Origin of the sequence: Acinetobacter sp. FDAARGOS_494 (genome assembly GCF_003812225.1) — a bacterium.
GTDB lineage: Bacteria > Pseudomonadota > Gammaproteobacteria > Pseudomonadales > Moraxellaceae > Acinetobacter > Acinetobacter baumannii.
In genome coordinates, this window is record NZ_CP033866.1 from 3,300,789 (window position 1) to 3,320,891 (window position 20,103).

A 20,103-nucleotide genomic window follows, 5' to 3' on the forward strand; every position below is an offset into this window, starting at 1 on the left:
GAATGGAGTTCAGAATGACCGACATAAACCTCATACTTAAAAACGGTAAAATCACAACACTAGATCCTCAGAACCCCGAAGTACAAGCAATAGCGATTGCAGATGGTAAAGTCGTCCGCACGGGTACAACTGATGAGGTTATGAAACTCGCAACTCCAACAAGTAAAGTTGTAGACTTAAATGGTCGACGCGTTATACCGGGTCTAAATGACAGTCATCTGCATATTATTCGTGGTGGTCTAAATTACAATATGGAACTGCGCTGGGAAGGTGTGCCATCCGTTGCCGATGCGTTACGCTTACTCAAAGAGCAAGCAGATAATACGCTAGCTCCACAATGGGTTCGTGTAGTAGGCGGTTGGACTGAATTCCAGTTTGCTGAAAAGCGTTTACCGACTTTAGAAGAAATTAATAAAGCTGCACCAGATACTCCTGTATTCGTTTTACATTTATACGCCAGTGCCATGTTGAACCGAGCTGCCCTTGATGTATTAGGTTTTAATAAAGACACGCCAGACCCGCCAGGTGGCAAGATTGTACGAAATGAAAAAGGTGAGCCAACAGGACTGTTGCTCGCAACGCCATCGGCTATGATTTTATATTCGACTTTAGGTAAAGCGCCGAAATTGCCAGTTGAAGATCAAGTCAATTCAACTCGTCATTTCATGCGTGAATTGAACCGATTAGGTATTACTTCAGCAATTGATGCAGGTGGTGGCGGTCAAAACTATCCTGAAGATTATGATGTGATTAAGCAATTGCACGATCAAAATCAAATGACGGTTCGAATTGCTTATAACCTATTTGCTCAGAAGGCAGGCCAAGAGCTTGATGATTATCGCCGCTGGACCGAAATGACATTTCCGGGCGATGGTGATGAGCTATTTAGAATGAATGGAGCAGGCGAGAACCTGACTTGGTCAGCGGGGGACTTTGAAGACTTCTATGAGCCACGTCCCGATTTACCAGAAAAAATGGAAGGTGAACTCGAAGCCATCGTAGAGCACTTGGCTGAAAAGAAATGGCCATTCCGTATTCATGCAACCTATGATGAAAGTATTAGTCGGTTACTCAATGTATTTGAGCGCGTCAATTCAAAACAGCCATTTGCGACACGATTTATTATTGACCATGCCGAAACTGTATCTGAGCGTAATATCGAACGTATTGGTGCGTTGGGTGGTGGTATCGCGATTCAGCATCGTATGGCATATCAAGGTGAGATTTTCGTAAAACGCTATGGTGCCGAAGCTGCTCAAGCAACGCCACCAGTCAAGAAAATGTTAGAACTCGGTGTACCTGTGGGTGCGGGAACGGATGCGACTCGTGTTGCATCTTATAACCCTTGGGTGTGTTTGTATTGGCTGACTACAGGTAAAACAGTTGGTGGTTTACCGCTGTATGATGAAAAAAATTTATTAGATCGTCAAACGGCCCTCAAACTCTGGACTAAAGGTTCGGCTTGGTTCTCAGGTGAAAAAGATGTCAAAGGTTCACTCACAGCAGGGGAACTTGCTGATCTGGTGGTATTGTCTGATGACTACTTCAAAGTTGAAGCAGAAGATATCCAGTGGATTGAGTCTGTACTCACTGTTTTAGGTGGAAAAGTGGTGTACGCAGGGGCAGAGTTTAAGCAAGACGATCCGCCGTTACCGCCAGCATCTCCAACATGGTCGCCAGTAAAACGCTTCGGTGGTCAGTGGCGCTTATCTGAAAACCGTAATGCACCATCGAATCAATCATTACAGTCACAAAGTGCATTGTGTGCATGTGCTAGTAGCTGTGGAATGCATGGACACAGCCACGCTTGGATGCTTGATGTTCCTGTAAATGATAAGGACAAAAAATCTTTCTGGGGCGCACTTGGGTGCTCGTGTTTTGCATTTTAAATAAAACAGTATGGGAACCTGCCTCATTAAATAGCTTGTTTCCTTAAGGTATGTACGATGAAAATGTACTTGTTATCTTTGGCTGTAGGGTTGCTTGTTGGTGTCTTATATTATGTTTTAAATGTTAAGTCACCAGCTCCACCTCTTGTTGCATTAGTCGGTTTATTAGGCATGGTAATAGGAGAGCAACTGCTTCCTTTTATCAAATCCTATTTTTAATCCGTTTCATTCAAAAAAGCTAAACGGTGCCATGCCATTTAGCTTTTTATATTAATAAGTATCTTCAATTACTTTATACGACGGCCTTGCTCATCAATAATGATTTCACCATCTTCTTTTGCAAAATAGCCTAAGTTTTGTGAATCTAAAATGTCCAGTACAATCTCAGAAGGGCGGCAAAGTCGAGTACCTTTTTGTGTAACTACAAATGGGCGATTAATTAAAATTGGATATTGCACCATAAAATCAATTAACTGTTCATCGGTCCAATGGTCTTGTTCTATCTCTAAATCTTTATAGGGATCAACATTTTTACGAATTGCTTCACGTACACTTAGGTTCGAATCCTTAATGAGTTGAATCAATTCATCTTTACTTGGCGGTGTTTGCAAATATTCAATAACGATAGGTTCAATTCCTGCATGACGAATAAGCGCCAATGTATTGCGCGAGGTCCCGCAAGCAGGGTTATGGTAAATCTTCACTAGCTCAGTCATGACAAATTTATCGATGAATTAAGATATTGCATTTATATATGGATATCCGTATATTTGCAATAACGAATATATTTTGTTGAAGATATGATCAACCAAGTCGATTTCTTTAAATGTCTATCTGACCAAACTCGGTTAAATATTCTTAAATTAGTTCTAAATAAACAAAATATTTGTGTCTGTGAGCTAACCGAACAGCTTGAGTTGAGCCAACCCAAAATTTCTAGACACTTAGCTTTGTTACGAACTCATGGCGTATTACTGGATGAAAGAAAAGGACAGTGGGTTTATTACAGCTTAAATCCTGATTTACCTGTTTGGGCTTTAGATATTTTAAAGGTGATAGAAAATGACGAGAGTGGGACAAAAGTAAAACAACAAGATCAGTCTTTCATCACGACAACGTGTTGTGATTAATCTTCCTAGATTTCCGTCTTTAAAATTTAGATTTTCTTAGCATAAGTGCATAAGTCATTTGTGTGTATTGAGCAAAATTAATCAATTCTTTCTTCGAGTAGAACATGACTAAACAAGGGCTTTCCTTTTTAGATCGAAACCTGACGCTATGGATTTTTATAGCAATGGCTTTAGGTTTAGCGATTGGAGTTTTCTTTCCTCAGGCATCTGTGTCTTTAAATGAATTAAGTGTAGATAACGTTAATATTCCAATCGCAATCGGTTTGGTTTTAATGATGTATCCGCCATTGGCAAAAGTGGAATATGCGGCTTTACCAGAAGTATTTAAGGATAAGAAAACCTTAACTTTATCTTTGATACAAAACTGGATTATTGCTCCAGTTTTAATGTTTATCCTTGCGATTGTTTTTTTGCATAACTATCCGGAGTATATGACGGGCCTTATTTTGATAGGCTTGGCACGTTGTATTGCAATGGTATTGGTCTGGAATGGCTTAGCTTGTGGTGATAACCAATATGTTGCAGCTTTAGTCGCCTTTAACAGTATTTTTCAGATTTTATTTTTTAGTACCTATGCATGGTTGTTCTTAACTTTCTTGCCGCCATATTTTGGTGTGGCAGGACAAGTGATTGATGTCAATTTCTGGACCATCACACATGCTGTTTTGGTGTACTTAGGTATTCCATTCTTAATGGGTTTCTTGACACGTTTGATTTTAGTCAAGTCGAAAGGGTTGGAATGGTATCAAACTAAATTTTTACCAAAGATCAGCCCGATTAGTTTAATTGCTTTACTTTTTACCATTGTGGCGATGTTTAGTTTAAAAGGTGGCGATGTGGTGAGCTTACCTTTAGATGTATTACGTATTGCGATTCCACTCACGATTTACTTTGTAGTGATGTTCTTTATTAGTTTCTTTATGAGTAAACGGATGAGGAATAATTACCCGCGTACCGCTGCTATTTCATTTACCGCGGCAGGTAATAACTTTGAGTTGGCTTTAGCTGTAGCTATTGCAACTTTTGGTTTAGCATCACCTGTAGCATTTACCACAGTGATCGGGCCATTGGTTGAAGTACCCGTTTTAATTTCACTCGTCACCGTTTCGCTTTGGTTAAAGAAAAAGTATTACTCTTAAAATCGTAAAATTTATTTGAACTATTTTTTGCTAAAAATGACTTTAAAAAGTGCCTTTATATAGGCATTTTTTATTGCCTAGCTTTTACATTTAGGTCATTGTAGGTAATAGTTTTTGCATGAGTTCAATGAAGTTTGAAACTTTAGCTGAGTTTTCATTTTCTCGTGTAATTAAGTAAATAGGCGCATTTAGTTTTATCGAATCATCAAACTCGCGATAGACGATTTCATGGTCCCAAAAGTTATGCATTGAAGCGGGCACAATACTAATTCCAATACCGGCAGCCACTAAATTGAGGGTCGCAGTAGGGCGCGGCGCTTCTTGAATAATACGCGGACTAAAACCTGCCTGATAGCAGCTATATAAAATATTGTCATATAAGCCTTGCCCTGAAGAGCGACGGTATAAAACAAAATTTTCCTCTGACAAGTTACTTAAACTAATTTTTTTCTTCTGTGTAAGCGGATGGCCGATAGGTAAGGCCACCACCATTGGCTCGTTTAATATATGAAGATGCTTCAAACCAATATCTCGGCTAATCGGCGCTCTTAAAAAGGCAATATCAAGTTTTTCTGAAATTAACCAGTCCAGTTGCTTTTGACTGCCTGCTTCTTCAAGTTTGGTTTGCACAGCAGGGTACATTTCCCGATATGAACGTAATACGAGTGAAATGAGCGGATGCAAACCTGCGGAACTTGTAAAGCCAATATTGAGTTGTCCAGTTTTACCTTGGCTAACATCTTGGACCAATTGGGGAATATGGCGGGCATGTTCTAATAAAAGTTGTGCTTCTTTAAATAATGCTAAACCCGCTTCCGTCGGTTCAATCCCGCGCGGTTGACGAATAAGTAACTGTGTACCGAGTTCTTGTTCAAGTTTTTTAAGTAAACGCGTTAAAGGTGGCTGTTGAATAAACAAACGGTTTGCTGCATGAGTAATATTTCTTTCTTCAACCACCACTACAAAGGCATGAAGCTTATATAAATCGAGCATAGGAATACCTTTAGGGTATGGTTAATGAAAATAAAAGCATTTGTAGATATATCATAAAAGTATCATTCTATCTTGGTCGGATAAAGTGAAAAGTAACGAAAATGAACCATGTTGAGATTGCCGTGCAGAAGGATACTGTTCCTACTTGCACAGAGTTATTTTTAGGTTTTTTAACATTAGGTTTAATTGGATTTGGTGGTGTGCTGCCTTTAGCCCGTAAAGTTATTGTAGAGCAAAGGCATTGGTTAAGCCCTGAAAAATTCACTGAGTTACTTGGTCTGTGCCAATTTTTACCGGGCGGCAATATTATTAATTTATCGGTTGCGATTGGCATGGAGTTTCGCGGTGTCCGTGGAGCAGTGAGCTCACTCATTGGTTTAATCTTCGCACCTACCGTAATTGTTGTACTTTTACATTATGTCTATGAGCAGTTCCAAGACAACTTAATGGTTAAGCACCTTTTTGAAGGTTTAGGAGCAGCAGCAGCAGGGCTTCTGGTTGCCACAGGTTTGAAAATGCTTAAGCCCTTATTACGTAATCCATTAGCAATCTGTGTTGTAGTGGCGGCAATTGTCAGCATTGCTCTCCTAAAAATTCCTTTACTTTTGACTATGCTGATTTTACTTGCGTTTTATTCAGCCATCATTTGGAGACGTGTGTAATGGGTGCCGTACTACTTACTTTAGCAATCATTTTTACTCAGTTGTCTCTTATTGCATTTGGTGGTGGGAATACGATTTTGCCCGAAATGCAACGTCAAGTAGTCGATATTCATCATTGGATGACGGCGCAAGAATTTAGTGCGTTGTTTGCCATGGCACAAGCTGCACCTGGTCCAAATATGATGATTGTACCTTTGGTAGGGTGGCATGTAGCAGGGTTGTCTGGTCTATTGGTGACGTCTACTGCTAAATTTTTACCGTCATCTCTTATTACTGTATTTGTGATGAGAGGCTGGTCAAAATTCAAAGATAAGAAATGGCGCCGTGTTTTACAGCTTGCTTTACAACCTGTCACTGTGGGGACTGTGCTTGCCAGTGCATGGATTATTTCTGAAGCAGCGGCAATAAATACTTTACTTATCATTATGGTAGTCATTGCAACTTTATTATCTTTAATTAAAAAAGTTCATCCATTGCATGTTTTGATTGCTGGGGCTGTATTTGGTGTGGTCTTACTCTAGTTTAACCAGTTTGCCGACCTGCGCTGGGATGAGTTCAGGTTGGCTTTTTTTGATTGAAGAAATAATAAAATCTAAAAAACCGATCAAATATATAAAAACATACTGTTTTACCTATTCATTGTTTTAACGTACTATGTATCTATTGAAAGAATTTGGATGCATTGGAGTAAAAAACAGATGTTAGATCAAAACATTAAAACTCAATTAAAAGCTTACCTAGAACGTTTAGAAAGTCCAATCGAATTAGTTGCTGCTTTAGATGAATCAGATAAAGCTGCTCAAATTAAAGAATTAGTAACTGAAATCGCTGAGCTTTCTGACAAGGTAACAGCCCGTTTTGACGGTAATAATACACGTCGTCCAAGCTTTGGTGTGGCTAAAGCAGGTGAACAGCCTCGTGTGTTCTTTGCAGGCTTACCAATGGGCCATGAGTTTACCTCTTTGATCTTGGCTCTGTTACAAGTGTCTGGCTATGCACCTAAAGTGTCGGATGAAGTGCTTAACCAGATTAAAGGCTTAAACCTCAAAGCTAACTTTGATGTGTTTGTTTCGCTTAGCTGTCATAACTGTCCGGACGTGGTACAGGCACTTAACCTGATTGCCATTTATAACCCGAACACCACGGCAACCATGATTGATGGTGCATTCTTCCAAGACGAAGTGGAACAACGCAAAATCATGGCTGTACCGATGGTCTTCCAGGACAATGAACACATTGGTCAAGGTCGTATGACCCTTGAAGAGATTGTGGCAAAACTTGATACCAATTCAGCTGAAAAAGACGCAGCAGCACTCAATGCCAAAGATGCGTTTGATGTATTGGTGATTGGTGGTGGACCTGCGGGTGCAACAGCTGCAATCTATGCGGCACGTAAAGGCATTAACACAGGTATCGTGGCTGAACGCTTTGGTGGTCAGGTCATGGACACCATGGATATTGAAAACTTCACTTCTGTGCAAAAGACCCAAGGTCCTAAGTTTGCTGCTGAAATGGAAGCACATGTTCGTGAATACGATGTGGATATTATGAACCTGCAACGTGTCAGCAAAATCACTGGTGCAGACCAAACAGCAAATGGCTTGGTTGAAGTTGAACTTGAAAACGGTGCAAAACTTGAATCGAAAACTGTGATCCTTTCAACAGGGGCACGTTGGAGAGAAATGAATGTACCAGGTGAAGCTGAATACCGTACCCGTGGTGTAGCGTACTGTCCACACTGTGATGGTCCATTGTTCAAAGGCAAACGTGTTGCTGTGATTGGTGGTGGTAACTCAGGTGTTGAAGCGGCGATTGACCTTGCAGGTATTGTTGAGCATGTAACTCTGGTTGAGTTCGACACTAAACTTCGTGCTGACCAAGTCTTGCAAAACAAGTTAAATAGCTTGCCAAACACCACCGTGATTATGAATGCATTAAGCACAGAAGTATTAGGTGACGGTTCACAAGTAACCGGTCTTAAATATAAAGACCGTACAACTGATGAAGAGCATGTGGTAGAGCTTGCAGGGATCTTTGTACAGATTGGTTTACTTCCAAACACTGACTTTTTAAAAGACAGTGAGGTTGAGTTAACCAACCGTGGTGAGATCATTGTCAATGACCGCAACGAAACCAATGTAAAAGGTGTATTTGCTGCGGGTGACTGTACCACTGTACCTTACAAGCAAATCATTATTGCTACAGGTGAAGGCGCTAAAGCATCACTCTCTGCGTTTGATTACATCATCCGTTCTGGGCAATAAAATCTAACCTAAAACAAAAGAGCCAAAGGATATCCTTTGGCTCTTTTTATTTTTTATGGTTTATACAAACCATGTTCAACTAAATGCTCTCGTAAAATACGACGTAGTTCTAATACGGCTTGTGGTGTTAACTGAATAGAGTGTCCACCCGGTAGAACTTTCTCAGATTTAGCACCTTCTAAGTGAGCACTTTTATAAGGAACAATACCATCGGTAATCACATTTGGATCATCACTTTTGGTAATGTTGCCCATAATTGAGTGGAAGATTAACCCTTGATGGGGATTAATATTCTCAGTGAGTTCCATAAATTTAGATTGATGGCTTAAGTCGCTTGGTCCATTTTGAATCAGGCCATTATCAATATTATTCAAGAAATCTTTAATATCTAAATTTTCTGTGGTGAGCGAAGTTGCAACAGCTGATAAAAAAGCACCCGGTAAGCGGATAATTTTACGCGCAGCTAATGTGAACCAACGATCTGCATAATCAGTACCTCGGTGTGGCGATGCCAAGAAAATTGCACGATCAAAGTTACTAATTGAATGCATTTGCAACCGTTCAGTCACCATAGGATGTTTCTTAAAACGGTTTTGCTGACGGATCGTCATCATCTCCAAGGCAGGTTTAGTAATATCAGCATCACTTACAAGTAAACGGCTAATAATTCCTCCCATACTATGACCTACAAGCACCGCATCATGCGCAGCAGGATCACTTGGGTTTAACGAACCGAATGCTTGTTTCAAAAGGGCATAAATCTGGAACCGGCTTTCCAGAATTGGCATATTGGTCGAGTAGAAAACTTGCCAAACTTGATAGTTATCTCTTAAAACAGTATCACCCATGACATCGTTGGTGAGCGCAATCCATGCCTCGGGGCTACTTGCTAAACCATGGACCAACACAATAATTTTTTTGTTTGGATTATAAGGTTCAAGCATATATAAATGCGGCATGGTTAAGTGCTGATCACGATCAATCAAGCTTAAATAAGCCGCTACACCTAGGTTGTTTTCAGCTAACCACAGACCATAAGGAGCTGAGAAGTTTGCAGCTAAAGGATATTGCTTACCAGCGACATTAATATTATCAGTTCGATAAGGATCATAGACCCGAATCACAAATTCTGGGTCATTAATAATTTCTTGAATGGTTTTAGCATGTTTAGGCTCTGCAACAATAGTTGCCGCTAAATAACGTGCATGGTGAATATTTGGATTTACACCATTTTTATAGCTGTAATTAAGTGGATCTAAAATGTATTCATTAATGTCTTCTTTGCCTGAACTTGGGAAGACAGCTACAAATTCGGAACCGAAACCATCACGACGGTTGATTGTTCTTAAACCTGAGAAATTTAAGTTATAACTTGAAATTAATTTTTCTAATTTTTGGCCAGATAATTGTCTATGAAACTCAAAATCAATTGAATATACACTCTTACCAATATGGATTTGTGGCTCTACCACATTTTTTTGTGGATATCTTAAATCATACACACTGACCATTTTGGCAATCGCTTGATTATAGAAGTCGCGTATCTGAACTTGTCTATTATCAAAAATACGATCAGTCGGCTGACGTTTTGTAGAAAACAGATAAGCATAGCTATAACGGATACTCTTATCGAGTAGACTTAACTGTTGATCTAAGCATTCATCATATTTATTTTGAATAACTTTTTGTTCTTCAGTTGGCTTATGTTTAGTGAAACGACTAATTTTACATTCAGAAGAATCTGACAAAGCCATTGCTTTTGCGAGATACATTTCACTCGCAGCCGATAACAGCTGTTCATCTAAAATTTGGGGCAGATTTTTAAGTTGATTAACACAAGTGTCAGGGGAGTCTGTACAGGCCTTAGCTTCTTGCCCTGACATGGACAAAACATTAAGACTCGCTTCACTTAGTTTATCTTGGGTAAGAATACTATTACGCTCATTTGCAATAGTAACGTTGAGAGCTTGTTGCTTAACATTGACGACCTGACATCCACTCAGGATTGAACCGAGGAGTATGACCGTGAAGAGCGCTGAGTTTCTTTTTCTAACAAACATTATGGTCAAATATGTGGATCAGTAATATGCTGATCATACAAATTTTAAAGTATTTTTCAATTGATCAAACATAAAAAAAGGGCTGTCAAATCAGCCCTTTTATAAAGTTTAAGCGCTTACTTTTTTGTAGCTGCACTTGGGGTAGCAGAAGACATAGCAGGGTTTGTTAAAACTTGCCATACATTCCAGCGACCTTGTTTTTCAATTTCTTGAATTAAACGGTCTGCTACTTCAGCTTCATCAGGGTATTTAACCTTGTAATTTTTTAGAGTCTGAATCGCATTTTTCTTTTGTTCCATTGCAATATAGTTATTTGCAGCGGCTAAATATGCTTCCTGAACATTACCTTTAATAGCTTTATCTAAATACGGAATAGCCTCACGTTGACCACCACCTTCAGATAAGCCAAAACCAAACCAGAAATTCGCTTCAGCATCATCTGGATTAATTTTTAAAAGTCTTTGTGCATATTCTAAAGACTTAGTGGTATGAGCAGTACCTAAATCAAGGTTACGGGCAAGTACACTTGCTTTAAAAGCACGAATAAGAATATCAAATGAAGCATCTGGATTAGCAGCTAAAGTATCTAAGCGCTGAGTGACTTCCTTAAGTTTGCTTTCAAAGCCTTTACGTTCTTGACGGTCAGTAAAACGAGGCGGATAGTGACGCGCTTTACCTTCAACAAGTTGTAAGAAGTCATCAATTTCAGTTACATCAATTTCATTATTGCCCGCTAAAACTGCGTACTTCATTGAACGTTGTGAGTTGTTGACTGTAGGTACGATCAATTTATTCGTATCTAATGTAAGTGTTTTGGTTGGATCGTCCTGACGAGTTACAACCATTTTGGTTACAGGCTGTGCAGCAGCTTCTTTTAAAGCAACTTCAAATGCAGGCGGAGCATCATAATTAAATGGGTTTAATGCATAAAATGGAGGTGTAAGCTCTGGTTCCTTAAAAACAAACGGTTCAATTTTTTGTTCTTTTACAGGTGCCATGGTACACGCTGTTAAACTTGAGGTCGCAAGAAGGATATATGCCAAAGGCTTAAAATTCATAGGTTCTTCCGTTCATTTTATAAAGTTAAATAAGGTACAACAAGTCTAGGAAAACCTAAACCGACATGCAAGGGTAAGCGTGTTACATTATGAATCAAGAATATTACGTTTTTGATGTCTTGTTTTGCGCACCGCATTCACGACGAACTTCTTCAAGAATTTTTAGCTCTTCATCACTAAAAGGCTGTTCATCTTGACTTTCTTTTTTGAAAGTTGGGTCAAGTTCGGACAAACGCTGGCACAAATTATTCATACGCGTTTCATTGTGCTGAATACGGTCAAGTAAAACTCGCATTCCTTCTAAAATTGGGTCAGATTGATCAGCAGTAGTCGCATACGGAGCAAAACCAATACTTTGTGCATAATCACGGCGACGTTCTTCATCTTTATCTTTAGTTTTGTCGGCATCTTTATAGATATAACGTGCAGGGTTACCAACAGCTGTTACACCAGCAGGAACTGCTTTTGTGACTACCGCATTTGAACCAACTTTGGCGCCTTTACCTACCGTAAATGGACCTAAGATTTTCGCACCAGCACCGACAACCACGCCATCTTCTAAAGTTGGGTGACGCTTACCTTTATTCCAAGTCGTACCACCTAAGGTAACACCGTGGTATAGCGTTACATCATCACCAATTTCAGCAGTTTCACCAATTACAACGCCCATGCCATGATCGATAAAGAAGCGTTTGCCGATTTTAGCACCAGGGTGAATTTCAATACCCGTTGCAAAACGACTAAATGACGAAACAAAACGGGCGGTACCTTTGCAATCTTTTTTCCACAATTCATGTGCAAGTCTATGCAAAAGTAAAGCGTGTATACCCGGGTAAGTGGTAAGTACTTCGAGTGTATTTCGTGCAGCAGGATCTCGCGCGAATACAGCCTGTATATCTTCTTTAAGCTGTTTAAGCATTGGGTTGATCCTCCTTGTCCGATGATGCTTTTTTCCATTTGCCGCTTGTGAGGGCTTGGACTCGACTAAAAATACCGCGAAGTAAATGATATTCCATACGATCTAATTGTATACGACCAAATAAACGACGCAAGCGTAAAGGTAGTAAACGTGGATTTTCTGGATCTAAAAATTCAATTTCGGTGAGCATTTTTTCCAAATGAGGGTAGAACTCTTCCATTTGCTGCTGAGTCACTAACGGCTCATCCCATTGCATGCTTTGACCTTGAGCAAGCGGCATTTGCCCAGCATCAGAAGCAACTTCTTTTTGCTCTAATACCGACATACGAAGTTCATAACAAACCACTTGAATCGCTTGAGCAACGTTAAGTACACCATAGTCCGAGTTCACAGGAATAGTAAGGTGATAGTTTGCCAAAGCCAATTCTTCATTGGTTAAACCGCGGTCTTCACGTCCAAAAACGATCGCAATTTGTTGTCCTTGTGCAGCCGCCTTGATTGCTTCTTTGGAAGCAGGGCGAACATCTAACAAAGGCCATGGAATAGTACGGCTTCTTGCACTTGTTCCGAAAACTAAATGGCAATCTTTAATTGCTTCTTCGAGTGTTTCAACAATTTCAACCTGTTCTAATAAATCTTGTGCACCAGCAGCAAGCGCCTGAATATCTGGATGTGGGTAGGTTTTTGGTGAAACCAGAACCAACTTACTCAAGCCCATCGTTTTCATTGCGCGTAAAGCACTGCCAATATTAGCCGGTAAAGTGGTATTGACCATGACAATACGCACTTGTGCTAATTGTTTTGACACGGCGGTGTCGTCAAACAAACTCATAAGATTTCCAGAAATTACGAATATTGAGAAACTTCGCTTTGGTATGAATCCAATGCATCATCAATAGTCATGTCCACAGGAGGTGAGGCAACAGGTTGTGGACGAACAGGTTCTGCTGCTTTAGCTGCCTTAGATTTTACCTGATATTCAATATGAATATTATCCTTACCAAAGTAATCTCTTAGTTTGGCAAGAAGTTCATCTAAAGGAGCGACTTTCCATTGTGGGCCAAGCTGAAGCTCAGCCTGAGCATATGGTTGGTCAATCTGTAACTGTATTGCAATATGCTGATGCATATCGACATTACAATAAGGCAATAATATATTTTGTAGATCTTTTGCCAAACTTGGTTGCAATAGATCATGGGTTAATTTGATTTGAATACTATTGGCGCGTTTTTGTCTGATTTCATTTAAGCTAAACGCTTTGTTCAAGCGTCCCATTGGACGATCAAAACCTTCACGCTCATAGATCTCGCCTTCAAAGACGACTACGCGCTCAACTTGAATAATATCTTTAAAGCGTTGGAAACGTTCGTGGTTACAACTGACTTCAATACGTGCTGTTCCGTCGTCAAGCACAATAACAACACGGTTTGGGAAATTCGCTACATCAAGGACAAGTCCTGCATAAACAGTCGTTACACCGCGACGAGTTGCGGTAATTTCATTAAGTTTTGCAGGAATAAACGCTTTGAGTTCTTGACGATAAACATCAATTGGGTGACCTGTTAAATATAGTCCAAGTGTATCTTTTTCGCCTTTGAGACGAACTTCATCACTCCATGGCTTAACAGGTTTAGCTGGTTTACGTTGAACTTCTTCAACTTCACCAAATAAGTCCATAATACCGCTTTCACGGTTACTACGTGCTTGTTCGGCAGCTTGTACAGCTTCTGGCAATTGAGCCATTAGACTTGAACGTTCAATACCTAAACAATCAAGCGCACCAGCACGGATAAGTGCTTCTAAGGTTCGTTTATTGATTTTTTTCAAATCAATACGATGGCAGAAATCAAATAGGTCAGTATAAGGCCCTTGTTGGCGACGTGAGTCAATAACAGACTGCATTGCCTGTTCACCAACACCTTTAATTGCCCCTAAACCATAAACAATGGTTTTATCATCACTCGCATGGAAATGATAAGTCGACATATTGACTGATGGCGGTAAGACCTCGAGTCCGTTATTTCGGCAGTCATCAATCAAAAATACGACACTGTCAGTGTTCTGCATTTCCGATGACATTACTGCTGCCATAAATTCGGCAGGATAGTGGGCTTTTAACCATGCTGTATGGTATGCAACAAGTGCATAGGCTGCGGCGTGCGATTTGTTAAAACCATAGCCTGCGAACTTTTCCATATAGTCGAAGATATGGTTAGCTGTGCTTTCATCAATACCTTTTTGTCCAGCACCCTCAAGGAAGATTTGGCGCTGTTTCACCATTTCTTCAGGTTTCTTTTTACCCATCGCACGGCGGAGCAAGTCAGCGCCACCGAGTGTGTAACCTGCACAAATCTGTGCAGTTTGCATTACCTGTTCTTGGTAAACCATAATCCCGTAGGTTGGTTCTAATACACCTTCTAGCAATGGATGAAGATACTCAAATTCTCCACCATGCATACGGTGAATAAAGTCTGGGATCAGATCCATCGGACCCGGACGATATAAAGATACGAACGCAATAATTTCTTCGAATTTACTTGGACGCGCTTCTTTAAGCATTCGTTTCATACCGACGGATTCAAACTGGAATACCGCGGTTGTATTTGCATCAGCAAAGACAGAATAAGCTTTAGGGTCGTCAAGAGGGACGTGTGAAATGTTTAAAGGGTCATTGCTATCGCGGTTTTTATTAATATTTTGAATAGCATCTTCAATAACGGTTAAGTTACGTAAGCCCAAGAAGTCGAATTTTACGAGACCTGCAGCTTCTACATCATCTTTATCATACTGTGCTACGCGGTTAGTACCGTCTGCGTCACAAAGCACAGCAGAGAAGTCGGTAATTTTACCGGGTGCAATAACAACACCACCGGCATGTTTACCTGTATTTCTGGTAATACCTTCTAACTTTAATGCCATTTCCCAAATTTCGCTGGCATCATCATTATCTGGGTTGGAAGGGTTGGTAACAATATCTTTAAGCTGAGGTTCCATTTCAATTGCAGTTGCCAAATCCACACCAAGTGGCTTAGTTGGAACCATTTTTGAAATACGGTCAGCTAGACCATAAGACTTCCCTAAAACGCGGGCAACGTCACGAATCGCACCTTTTGCAGCCATCGTACCGAACGTTGCAATCTGAGACACCGCTTCACGGCCATAAGTACGTGATACATAATCGATCACACGGTCACGACCTGCGATACAGAAATCGACGTCAAAGTCGGGCATCGATACACGTTCCGGGTTTAAGAAACGTTCGAAGAGTAGGTCGTAACGAAGTGGATCAAGATCTGTAATTTTTAAGCTATAAGCTACTAATGAACCTGCACCTGAACCACGGCCCGGTCCAACAGGGACACCATTGTTTTTCGCCCATTGAATGAAGTCCATGACAATCAGGAAGTAACCAGGGAATCCCATTTTCAGGATGATTCCGACTTCATAATCTATTCGTTCATCATATGGTTTACGAATTTCGGGCCAGTCTTCACCACGCTTTTCGACAGGGTAAAGGTAATTTAAGCGCTCTTCTAAGCCTTCTTTTGATAAGTGCTCAAAATAGGTATCGATGGTAAAACCATCAGGAATTGGATACTCAGGTAAAAAGTAAGTACCGAGCTTTAAAGTGACATTACAGCGTTTAGCGATTTGATAGGTGTTTTCAATAGCACTAGGAATATCTGAGAACAGCTCAATCATTTCATCAGAAGTTTTGAAATACTGCTCTGGGCTATATAAGCGCGGACGTCGATCATCTGCTAAAACATAACCATCTGCAATACATACACGAGCTTCGTGCGCTTCGAAATCTTCTTTTTCAATAAAGTGCACATCGTTGTGTGCAACAACACCAACATTATATTTAGCTGCAAGTTTGGCAGCTTCTTGAATAAAGTCTTCTTCGCCAGGACGATCAGTACGTGTTAAGGCTAGATAAACACGATTACCAAACTTTTCAATCCACTCTTCAAGTAAAGGTTCTGCTTTTTGCGGGTTAGATGAGCAAAGCATTTGCCCAACATCACTATGTTGGCCAAGTAAAACAATAATACCTTGATGCTGCTCTAGGACCCATTCTTTTTGTACACAAGGGATACTGAGTTGTTGACCTTCAATAAATCCACGCGAAACAATTTCGGTCAGTCCTTTCCATCCAATATCACTCATTGCAAGCAAAGTTGCACGATGTTGGGCATCATTAAGACGAATTGTACTACCCAAAATAGGCTTAATGCCTTTCTTAAGGCAAGAGTTATAAAATTTTACAGCAGCATGAAGGTTGGATAAGTCGGTAAGTGCCAGCGCAGGCATTTCATCCTTTACCGCAGTCTTGACCAAGTCGGGTATGCGAACAATCGACTCTGTAATCGAAAATTCTGTGTAAATACCGAGATGAACAAACTGCATAAACCAATCCTTAATGCGACCGCAGCATAGTTTAACACGCAAAGTTCAAACGAAATGCTTAATATTTTGGCAACTGTTATGGATTTTAGTATTTAAACAGAAGGTTGAGAACACGAAAGTGAAGGATTGATCAAAGTTGTTCTTTTATTTTTAAAGAGAAAATTAAAGCGGATAAAAAGAACCAGCCCAAATTGATTTGGGCTGGTTAGGAATTTTAGTACTGCCAGAACATGCGTTGAATTTCTTTCGCATCGTTGGTTTTGGTAAGTGCCAACGCTGCAAGAATACGCGCTTTTTGAGGATTTAAATCATGAGCTGCTACCCAACCATATTTAGAGTCAGGTTGTTCTGCATCACGTAACACAAAACCTTGTGGAACGCGTGATGAGCGGATAATTTGAATACCGTTTTTGTCATGAAGGTTTTGTAATGTTGGAACGATATATTTCGCTACAGAACCATTACCTGTACCTGCATGAATAATCGCTTTAGCGCCAGCTTTTGCATATGCTTCATAAGCATCAGGAAGCATAGAGTCAGAACCATAAACGATTTGTACTGTTGGAAGAGCATCACCTTTAATATTTTCAATATTAAATTCTGAAGCATTGGTATGACGTTTAACAGATTGTCTAAACCAATATGGTTTGCCTTCAACAAGTGTACCCAAAGCACCCCATTGGCTTACAAAAGCATTTGTATGAATGTTGATGCCTTTAGTTACATCACGAGCAGCAAAAATAGAGTCGTTCATGAGAACCATAACGCCTTTATTTTTTGCATCATCAGAAGCGGCCAATGCAACAGCACTATAAAGGTTAAGTGGACCATCTGCTGAAAGAGCAGTTGATGGGCGCATTGAGCCAACAAGTACGATTGGTTTATCAGTATGAACAACAAGATTTAAGAAAAATGCTGTTTCTTCTAAAGTATCTGTACCGTGTGTAATCACAACGCCATTTACAGTTGGCTTTTTAACAAGTTCATTTACTTGACGAGCAATTTGTAATAATTCCTTGTCAGTAATACTTTCAGAAGCTACTTGTAATGCTTGGATACCAGATACATTCGCCAAATCTTGAATTTGAGGAACTGCATTGATTAAAGCATCAACTGGAACTTTTGCCGCCGTATAAGTTGCACTATTTGCTGAGCTTGCGCCAGCACCAGCAATGGTACCGCCAGTAGCGACAACAACAACATTGTTTTTTGCGTAAAGTGGGAGAGAGCAGGCTAATAAGCCCATCGCTAAACCGAAAGATTTAACAGTTTTAGTCAACATCGAAAATATCCTTATGAAGTGACGAAGTATAAAGTTTGCCGAATACGCCTGCTTTTCCTAAGCAAAATACATACCATGTAAAACATATCCGTAACTTGTTTGAATAAAAGCATCCTTGAATATCATTTTGTTTCGACAACAATCATTTAAACATTGCTTTTATTCAGCGCTAATAAATATCATGAAAAAAATAAAAAATCTATTAAGTTTTTCTAATTTATCTGAATTTATTTACTTTTTAATATAATTCACGCAAATGATTTTTTAGTCTTTATAAAATTAAAAAATAATAGGTTGGGTTGGGCCTTTATTTAACATTTGGTGGATTTATTGAATTGATTTTTAAAACTATATTTATTAAGAATATAAAATAAAATTTTTCATGTTCGAATTAAATAATAATCTTAGTTGTTTAATATAATGAATCAATCGTAAATTGAATTAAAAAATAATCATTTAGTAGGTGTTTCTAAATATATAAATTTTTGAATGATGGTTTTTTATTCTGTTTTTAAGGTTTACTTTTAAGAAATTTAATAGGAACTAAAATCCATAATTTGGCCTATTATTTAATAGAGAAATACTGATAACTTTTTATTGTTTAGTTTGGAAGAAAAAAAGAGCAATTTTATAAGGTCGTATAAAATTGCTCTTAAGTTGGGAGAGTGGGAGAAAAAGGAAACTTAAGCGATTGTTTGTTCTTGAGTTGATTTAATTAATACAGGCTCTGGTAATTCTTCAGTATCAGCCACTTTATCGCCTTCAAGTTTGGCAACAACTGCAGTCGCAATACTATTACCTACTACGTTTGTTGCAGTACGGCCCATATCAAGGAACTGATCAATACCAAGTAATAATAGAATACCGGCTTCAGGCAAATGGAACATTGTGAGTGTTGCCGAGATAACCACAATAGAAGCTCTTGAAACACCCGCAATACCTTTACTTGTCACCATAAGCGTTAACAAAATCAAGATTTGTTGAGTGAAGCTCAGATCAATATTGTAAGCTTGAGCGATAAAGAGTACCGCAAATGTGGTGTACATCATCGAACCATCAAGGTTAAATGAATAACCTAATGGTAAAACGAAGCTAGTCACTTTTTTAGGCACGCCGAACTTATTTAAAGCATCCATAACTTTAGGATAGGCTGATTCACTTGAAGCTGTAGCAAAAGCAAGTGTTACAGGTTCACGGATCAATTTACCTAAACGGAAGATATCTTTTTTAAGTACGATTGCGCCAACAGAGAACAAAATGACCCAAAGTAATAGCAGACCGAAGTAGAATTCTGCGATTAAAATGCCATAATCAACAATTAAGCCTAAGCCTTGTACTGTAATTGCTGAAGCGATTGCAGCAAATACTGCAAAAGGTGCGAACATCATTACGTAGTCAGTAATGCGAAACATGATTTTACTGAGTTCATCAGTTAAGCGAATGATAACTGAGTCTTTTTCTTTGCCCTGATTTACAAAAGCAAGAGCTGAACCAAAGAAAATAGAGAAAACAAGGACTTGTAAAATATCATTGTTCGCCATTGCTTCTGCAATGCTGCGTGGGAACACGTGACTCAAGAATGATTGCAAGGTAAAACCAGTAGTTGTTGGGAGAGAAGAACTACTAAGTTGTTGAGCTGTTGGTAATGCTAGGTCTAGCGCCGCGCCAGGTTGGAAAAAGTTTGCTAAACCCATACCGATGGCAAGTGAGACAAACGAAGCGGTAATAAACCAAGTCATTGACTTGAGTGTGATGCTACCAATTGAAGTTGATTTGCCCATTGAAACAATGCCGCACACAATTGTAGCAAATACCAATGGGGCAATAATCATTTTGATGAGACGTAAAAAGATATCTGTGACGATGTTGAAATAAGAAGCGATTTGCTTCAGTTGCTCGCCTTCATTAAAGAAGTGATGACAGATCCAACCCGTCAATACTCCTAGTAAAATAGCAACCACAATATACTTGAGCAATTTCTTTTGCTTCATAGGAACCTCTATCCTTTGGGTTCAATCATCTTTTAGATGGGATAACGATGATTGAAAGCTTTCCTTGTAGTTCAGTTCGGTCCTGTAACTGATTTCATCTTCCTAAATTTGCATCAGTATTAACCGAATCGAATATGGTGATGTTGTTATGGGAAGGGATTGTTGCTCGATTTTGAAGCAGTGTGAAATGCAAAAAAATATCAACTTATGCATTTTTTGCATAATAACGAAAGGAGGAATAGGGGATAAATATAGTAATTTAAACGTTTGGTAAAAAAATATGGATGAGATTTTTTGAGAAAATAA

Annotated in this window: 16 protein-coding genes; 7 read left to right on the forward strand and 9 right to left on the reverse strand. The window is 39.4% G+C overall.

Annotated elements, in window-relative coordinates:
- Positions 1–14: 14 nt before the first annotated feature.
- Entirely contained in the window at positions 15–1,889 is a 1,875-nt protein-coding gene (locus EG365_RS16115) for an amidohydrolase (RefSeq protein WP_000129807.1), read from the forward strand.
- 57 nt (positions 1,890–1,946) lie between these two features.
- Entirely contained in the window at positions 1,947–2,108 is a 162-nt protein-coding gene (locus tag EG365_RS16120) for a DUF1427 family protein (RefSeq protein WP_000784879.1), read from the forward strand.
- A 68-nt stretch (positions 2,109–2,176) separates the two neighbouring features.
- Here the strand turns inward: EG365_RS16120 and arsC are convergent, their stop codons facing one another.
- The gene (gene arsC / locus EG365_RS16125) at positions 2,177–2,605 is read right to left on the reverse strand and encodes an arsenate reductase (glutaredoxin) (protein WP_000138008.1); all 429 of its coding nucleotides are present in this window, start codon (positions 2,603–2,605) and stop codon (positions 2,177–2,179) included.
- Between the two features lie 84 nt (positions 2,606–2,689).
- On the opposite strand from arsC, the gene EG365_RS16130 reads away from it, so the two are divergent.
- Positions 2,690–3,019 carry an ArsR/SmtB family transcription factor gene (locus EG365_RS16130; RefSeq protein WP_000610147.1) on the forward strand — a complete coding sequence of 110 codons (330 nt, stop codon included), beginning with the start codon at positions 2,690–2,692 and terminating at the stop codon, positions 3,017–3,019.
- 104 nt (positions 3,020–3,123) lie between these two features.
- Positions 3,124–4,158: an ACR3 family arsenite efflux transporter gene (gene arsB, locus EG365_RS16135; RefSeq protein ID WP_001990083.1), complete on the forward strand. Its 1,035-nt coding sequence runs from the start codon at positions 3,124–3,126 to the stop codon at positions 4,156–4,158.
- A 90-nt stretch (positions 4,159–4,248) separates the two neighbouring features.
- Here the strand turns inward: arsB and EG365_RS16140 are convergent, their stop codons facing one another.
- Positions 4,249–5,151 carry a LysR family transcriptional regulator gene (locus EG365_RS16140; protein WP_000886385.1) on the reverse strand — a complete coding sequence of 301 codons (903 nt, stop codon included), beginning with the start codon at positions 5,149–5,151 and terminating at the stop codon, positions 4,249–4,251.
- 101 nt (positions 5,152–5,252) lie between these two features.
- On the opposite strand from EG365_RS16140, the gene EG365_RS16145 reads away from it, so the two are divergent.
- The 3 genes from EG365_RS16145 (at position 5,253) to ahpF (ending at position 8,077) form a co-directional block, all read left to right on the forward strand.
- Positions 5,253–5,813 carry a chromate transporter gene (locus tag EG365_RS16145; protein WP_001017024.1) on the forward strand — a complete coding sequence of 187 codons (561 nt, stop codon included), beginning with the start codon at positions 5,253–5,255 and terminating at the stop codon, positions 5,811–5,813.
- A complete protein-coding gene (locus tag EG365_RS16150; protein ID WP_000501457.1) occupies positions 5,813–6,334 on the forward strand; it encodes a chromate transporter in 522 nt (173 codons plus the stop codon). The genes EG365_RS16145 and EG365_RS16150 overlap by 1 nt, the downstream gene beginning before the upstream one ends.
- A gap of 177 nt (positions 6,335–6,511) precedes the next feature.
- The gene (gene ahpF, locus EG365_RS16155) at positions 6,512–8,077 is read left to right on the forward strand and encodes an alkyl hydroperoxide reductase subunit F (protein ID WP_000886809.1); all 1,566 of its coding nucleotides are present in this window, start codon (positions 6,512–6,514) and stop codon (positions 8,075–8,077) included.
- Between the two features lie 53 nt (positions 8,078–8,130).
- Here ahpF and EG365_RS16160 read toward each other — a convergent pair whose 3' ends face one another.
- The 7 genes from EG365_RS16160 to EG365_RS16190 form a co-directional block, all read right to left on the reverse strand.
- The gene (locus EG365_RS16160) at positions 8,131–10,137 is read right to left on the reverse strand and encodes an esterase/lipase family protein (protein ID WP_000498041.1); all 2,007 of its coding nucleotides are present in this window, start codon (positions 10,135–10,137) and stop codon (positions 8,131–8,133) included.
- Between the two features lie 116 nt (positions 10,138–10,253).
- Positions 10,254–11,195, reverse strand: coding sequence for an ABUW_2363 family tetratricopeptide repeat lipoprotein (locus EG365_RS16165; RefSeq protein ID WP_001009742.1), 942 nt, complete (start codon positions 11,193–11,195; stop codon positions 10,254–10,256).
- 103 nt (positions 11,196–11,298) lie between these two features.
- A complete protein-coding gene (gene cysE, locus EG365_RS16170; RefSeq protein WP_000917698.1) occupies positions 11,299–12,114 on the reverse strand; it encodes a serine O-acetyltransferase in 816 nt (271 codons plus the stop codon).
- Entirely contained in the window at positions 12,107–12,946 is an 840-nt protein-coding gene (locus EG365_RS16175; protein WP_000051400.1) for an RNA methyltransferase, read from the reverse strand. Before EG365_RS16175 ends, cysE begins: the two co-directional genes overlap by 8 nt.
- A gap of 14 nt (positions 12,947–12,960) precedes the next feature.
- Entirely contained in the window at positions 12,961–16,524 is a 3,564-nt protein-coding gene (gene dnaE, locus EG365_RS16180; RefSeq protein ID WP_001160991.1) for a DNA polymerase III subunit alpha, read from the reverse strand.
- 214 nt (positions 16,525–16,738) lie between these two features.
- On the reverse strand, positions 16,739–17,806 hold the full coding sequence (locus EG365_RS16185) for a type II asparaginase (RefSeq protein WP_000956444.1): 1,068 nt from the start codon (positions 17,804–17,806) through the stop codon (positions 16,739–16,741).
- Positions 17,807–18,489: 683 nt separating this feature from the next.
- On the reverse strand, positions 18,490–19,797 hold the full coding sequence (locus tag EG365_RS16190) for a dicarboxylate/amino acid:cation symporter (protein WP_000810598.1): 1,308 nt from the start codon (positions 19,795–19,797) through the stop codon (positions 18,490–18,492).
- Between the last annotated feature and the right edge of the window lie 306 nt (positions 19,798–20,103).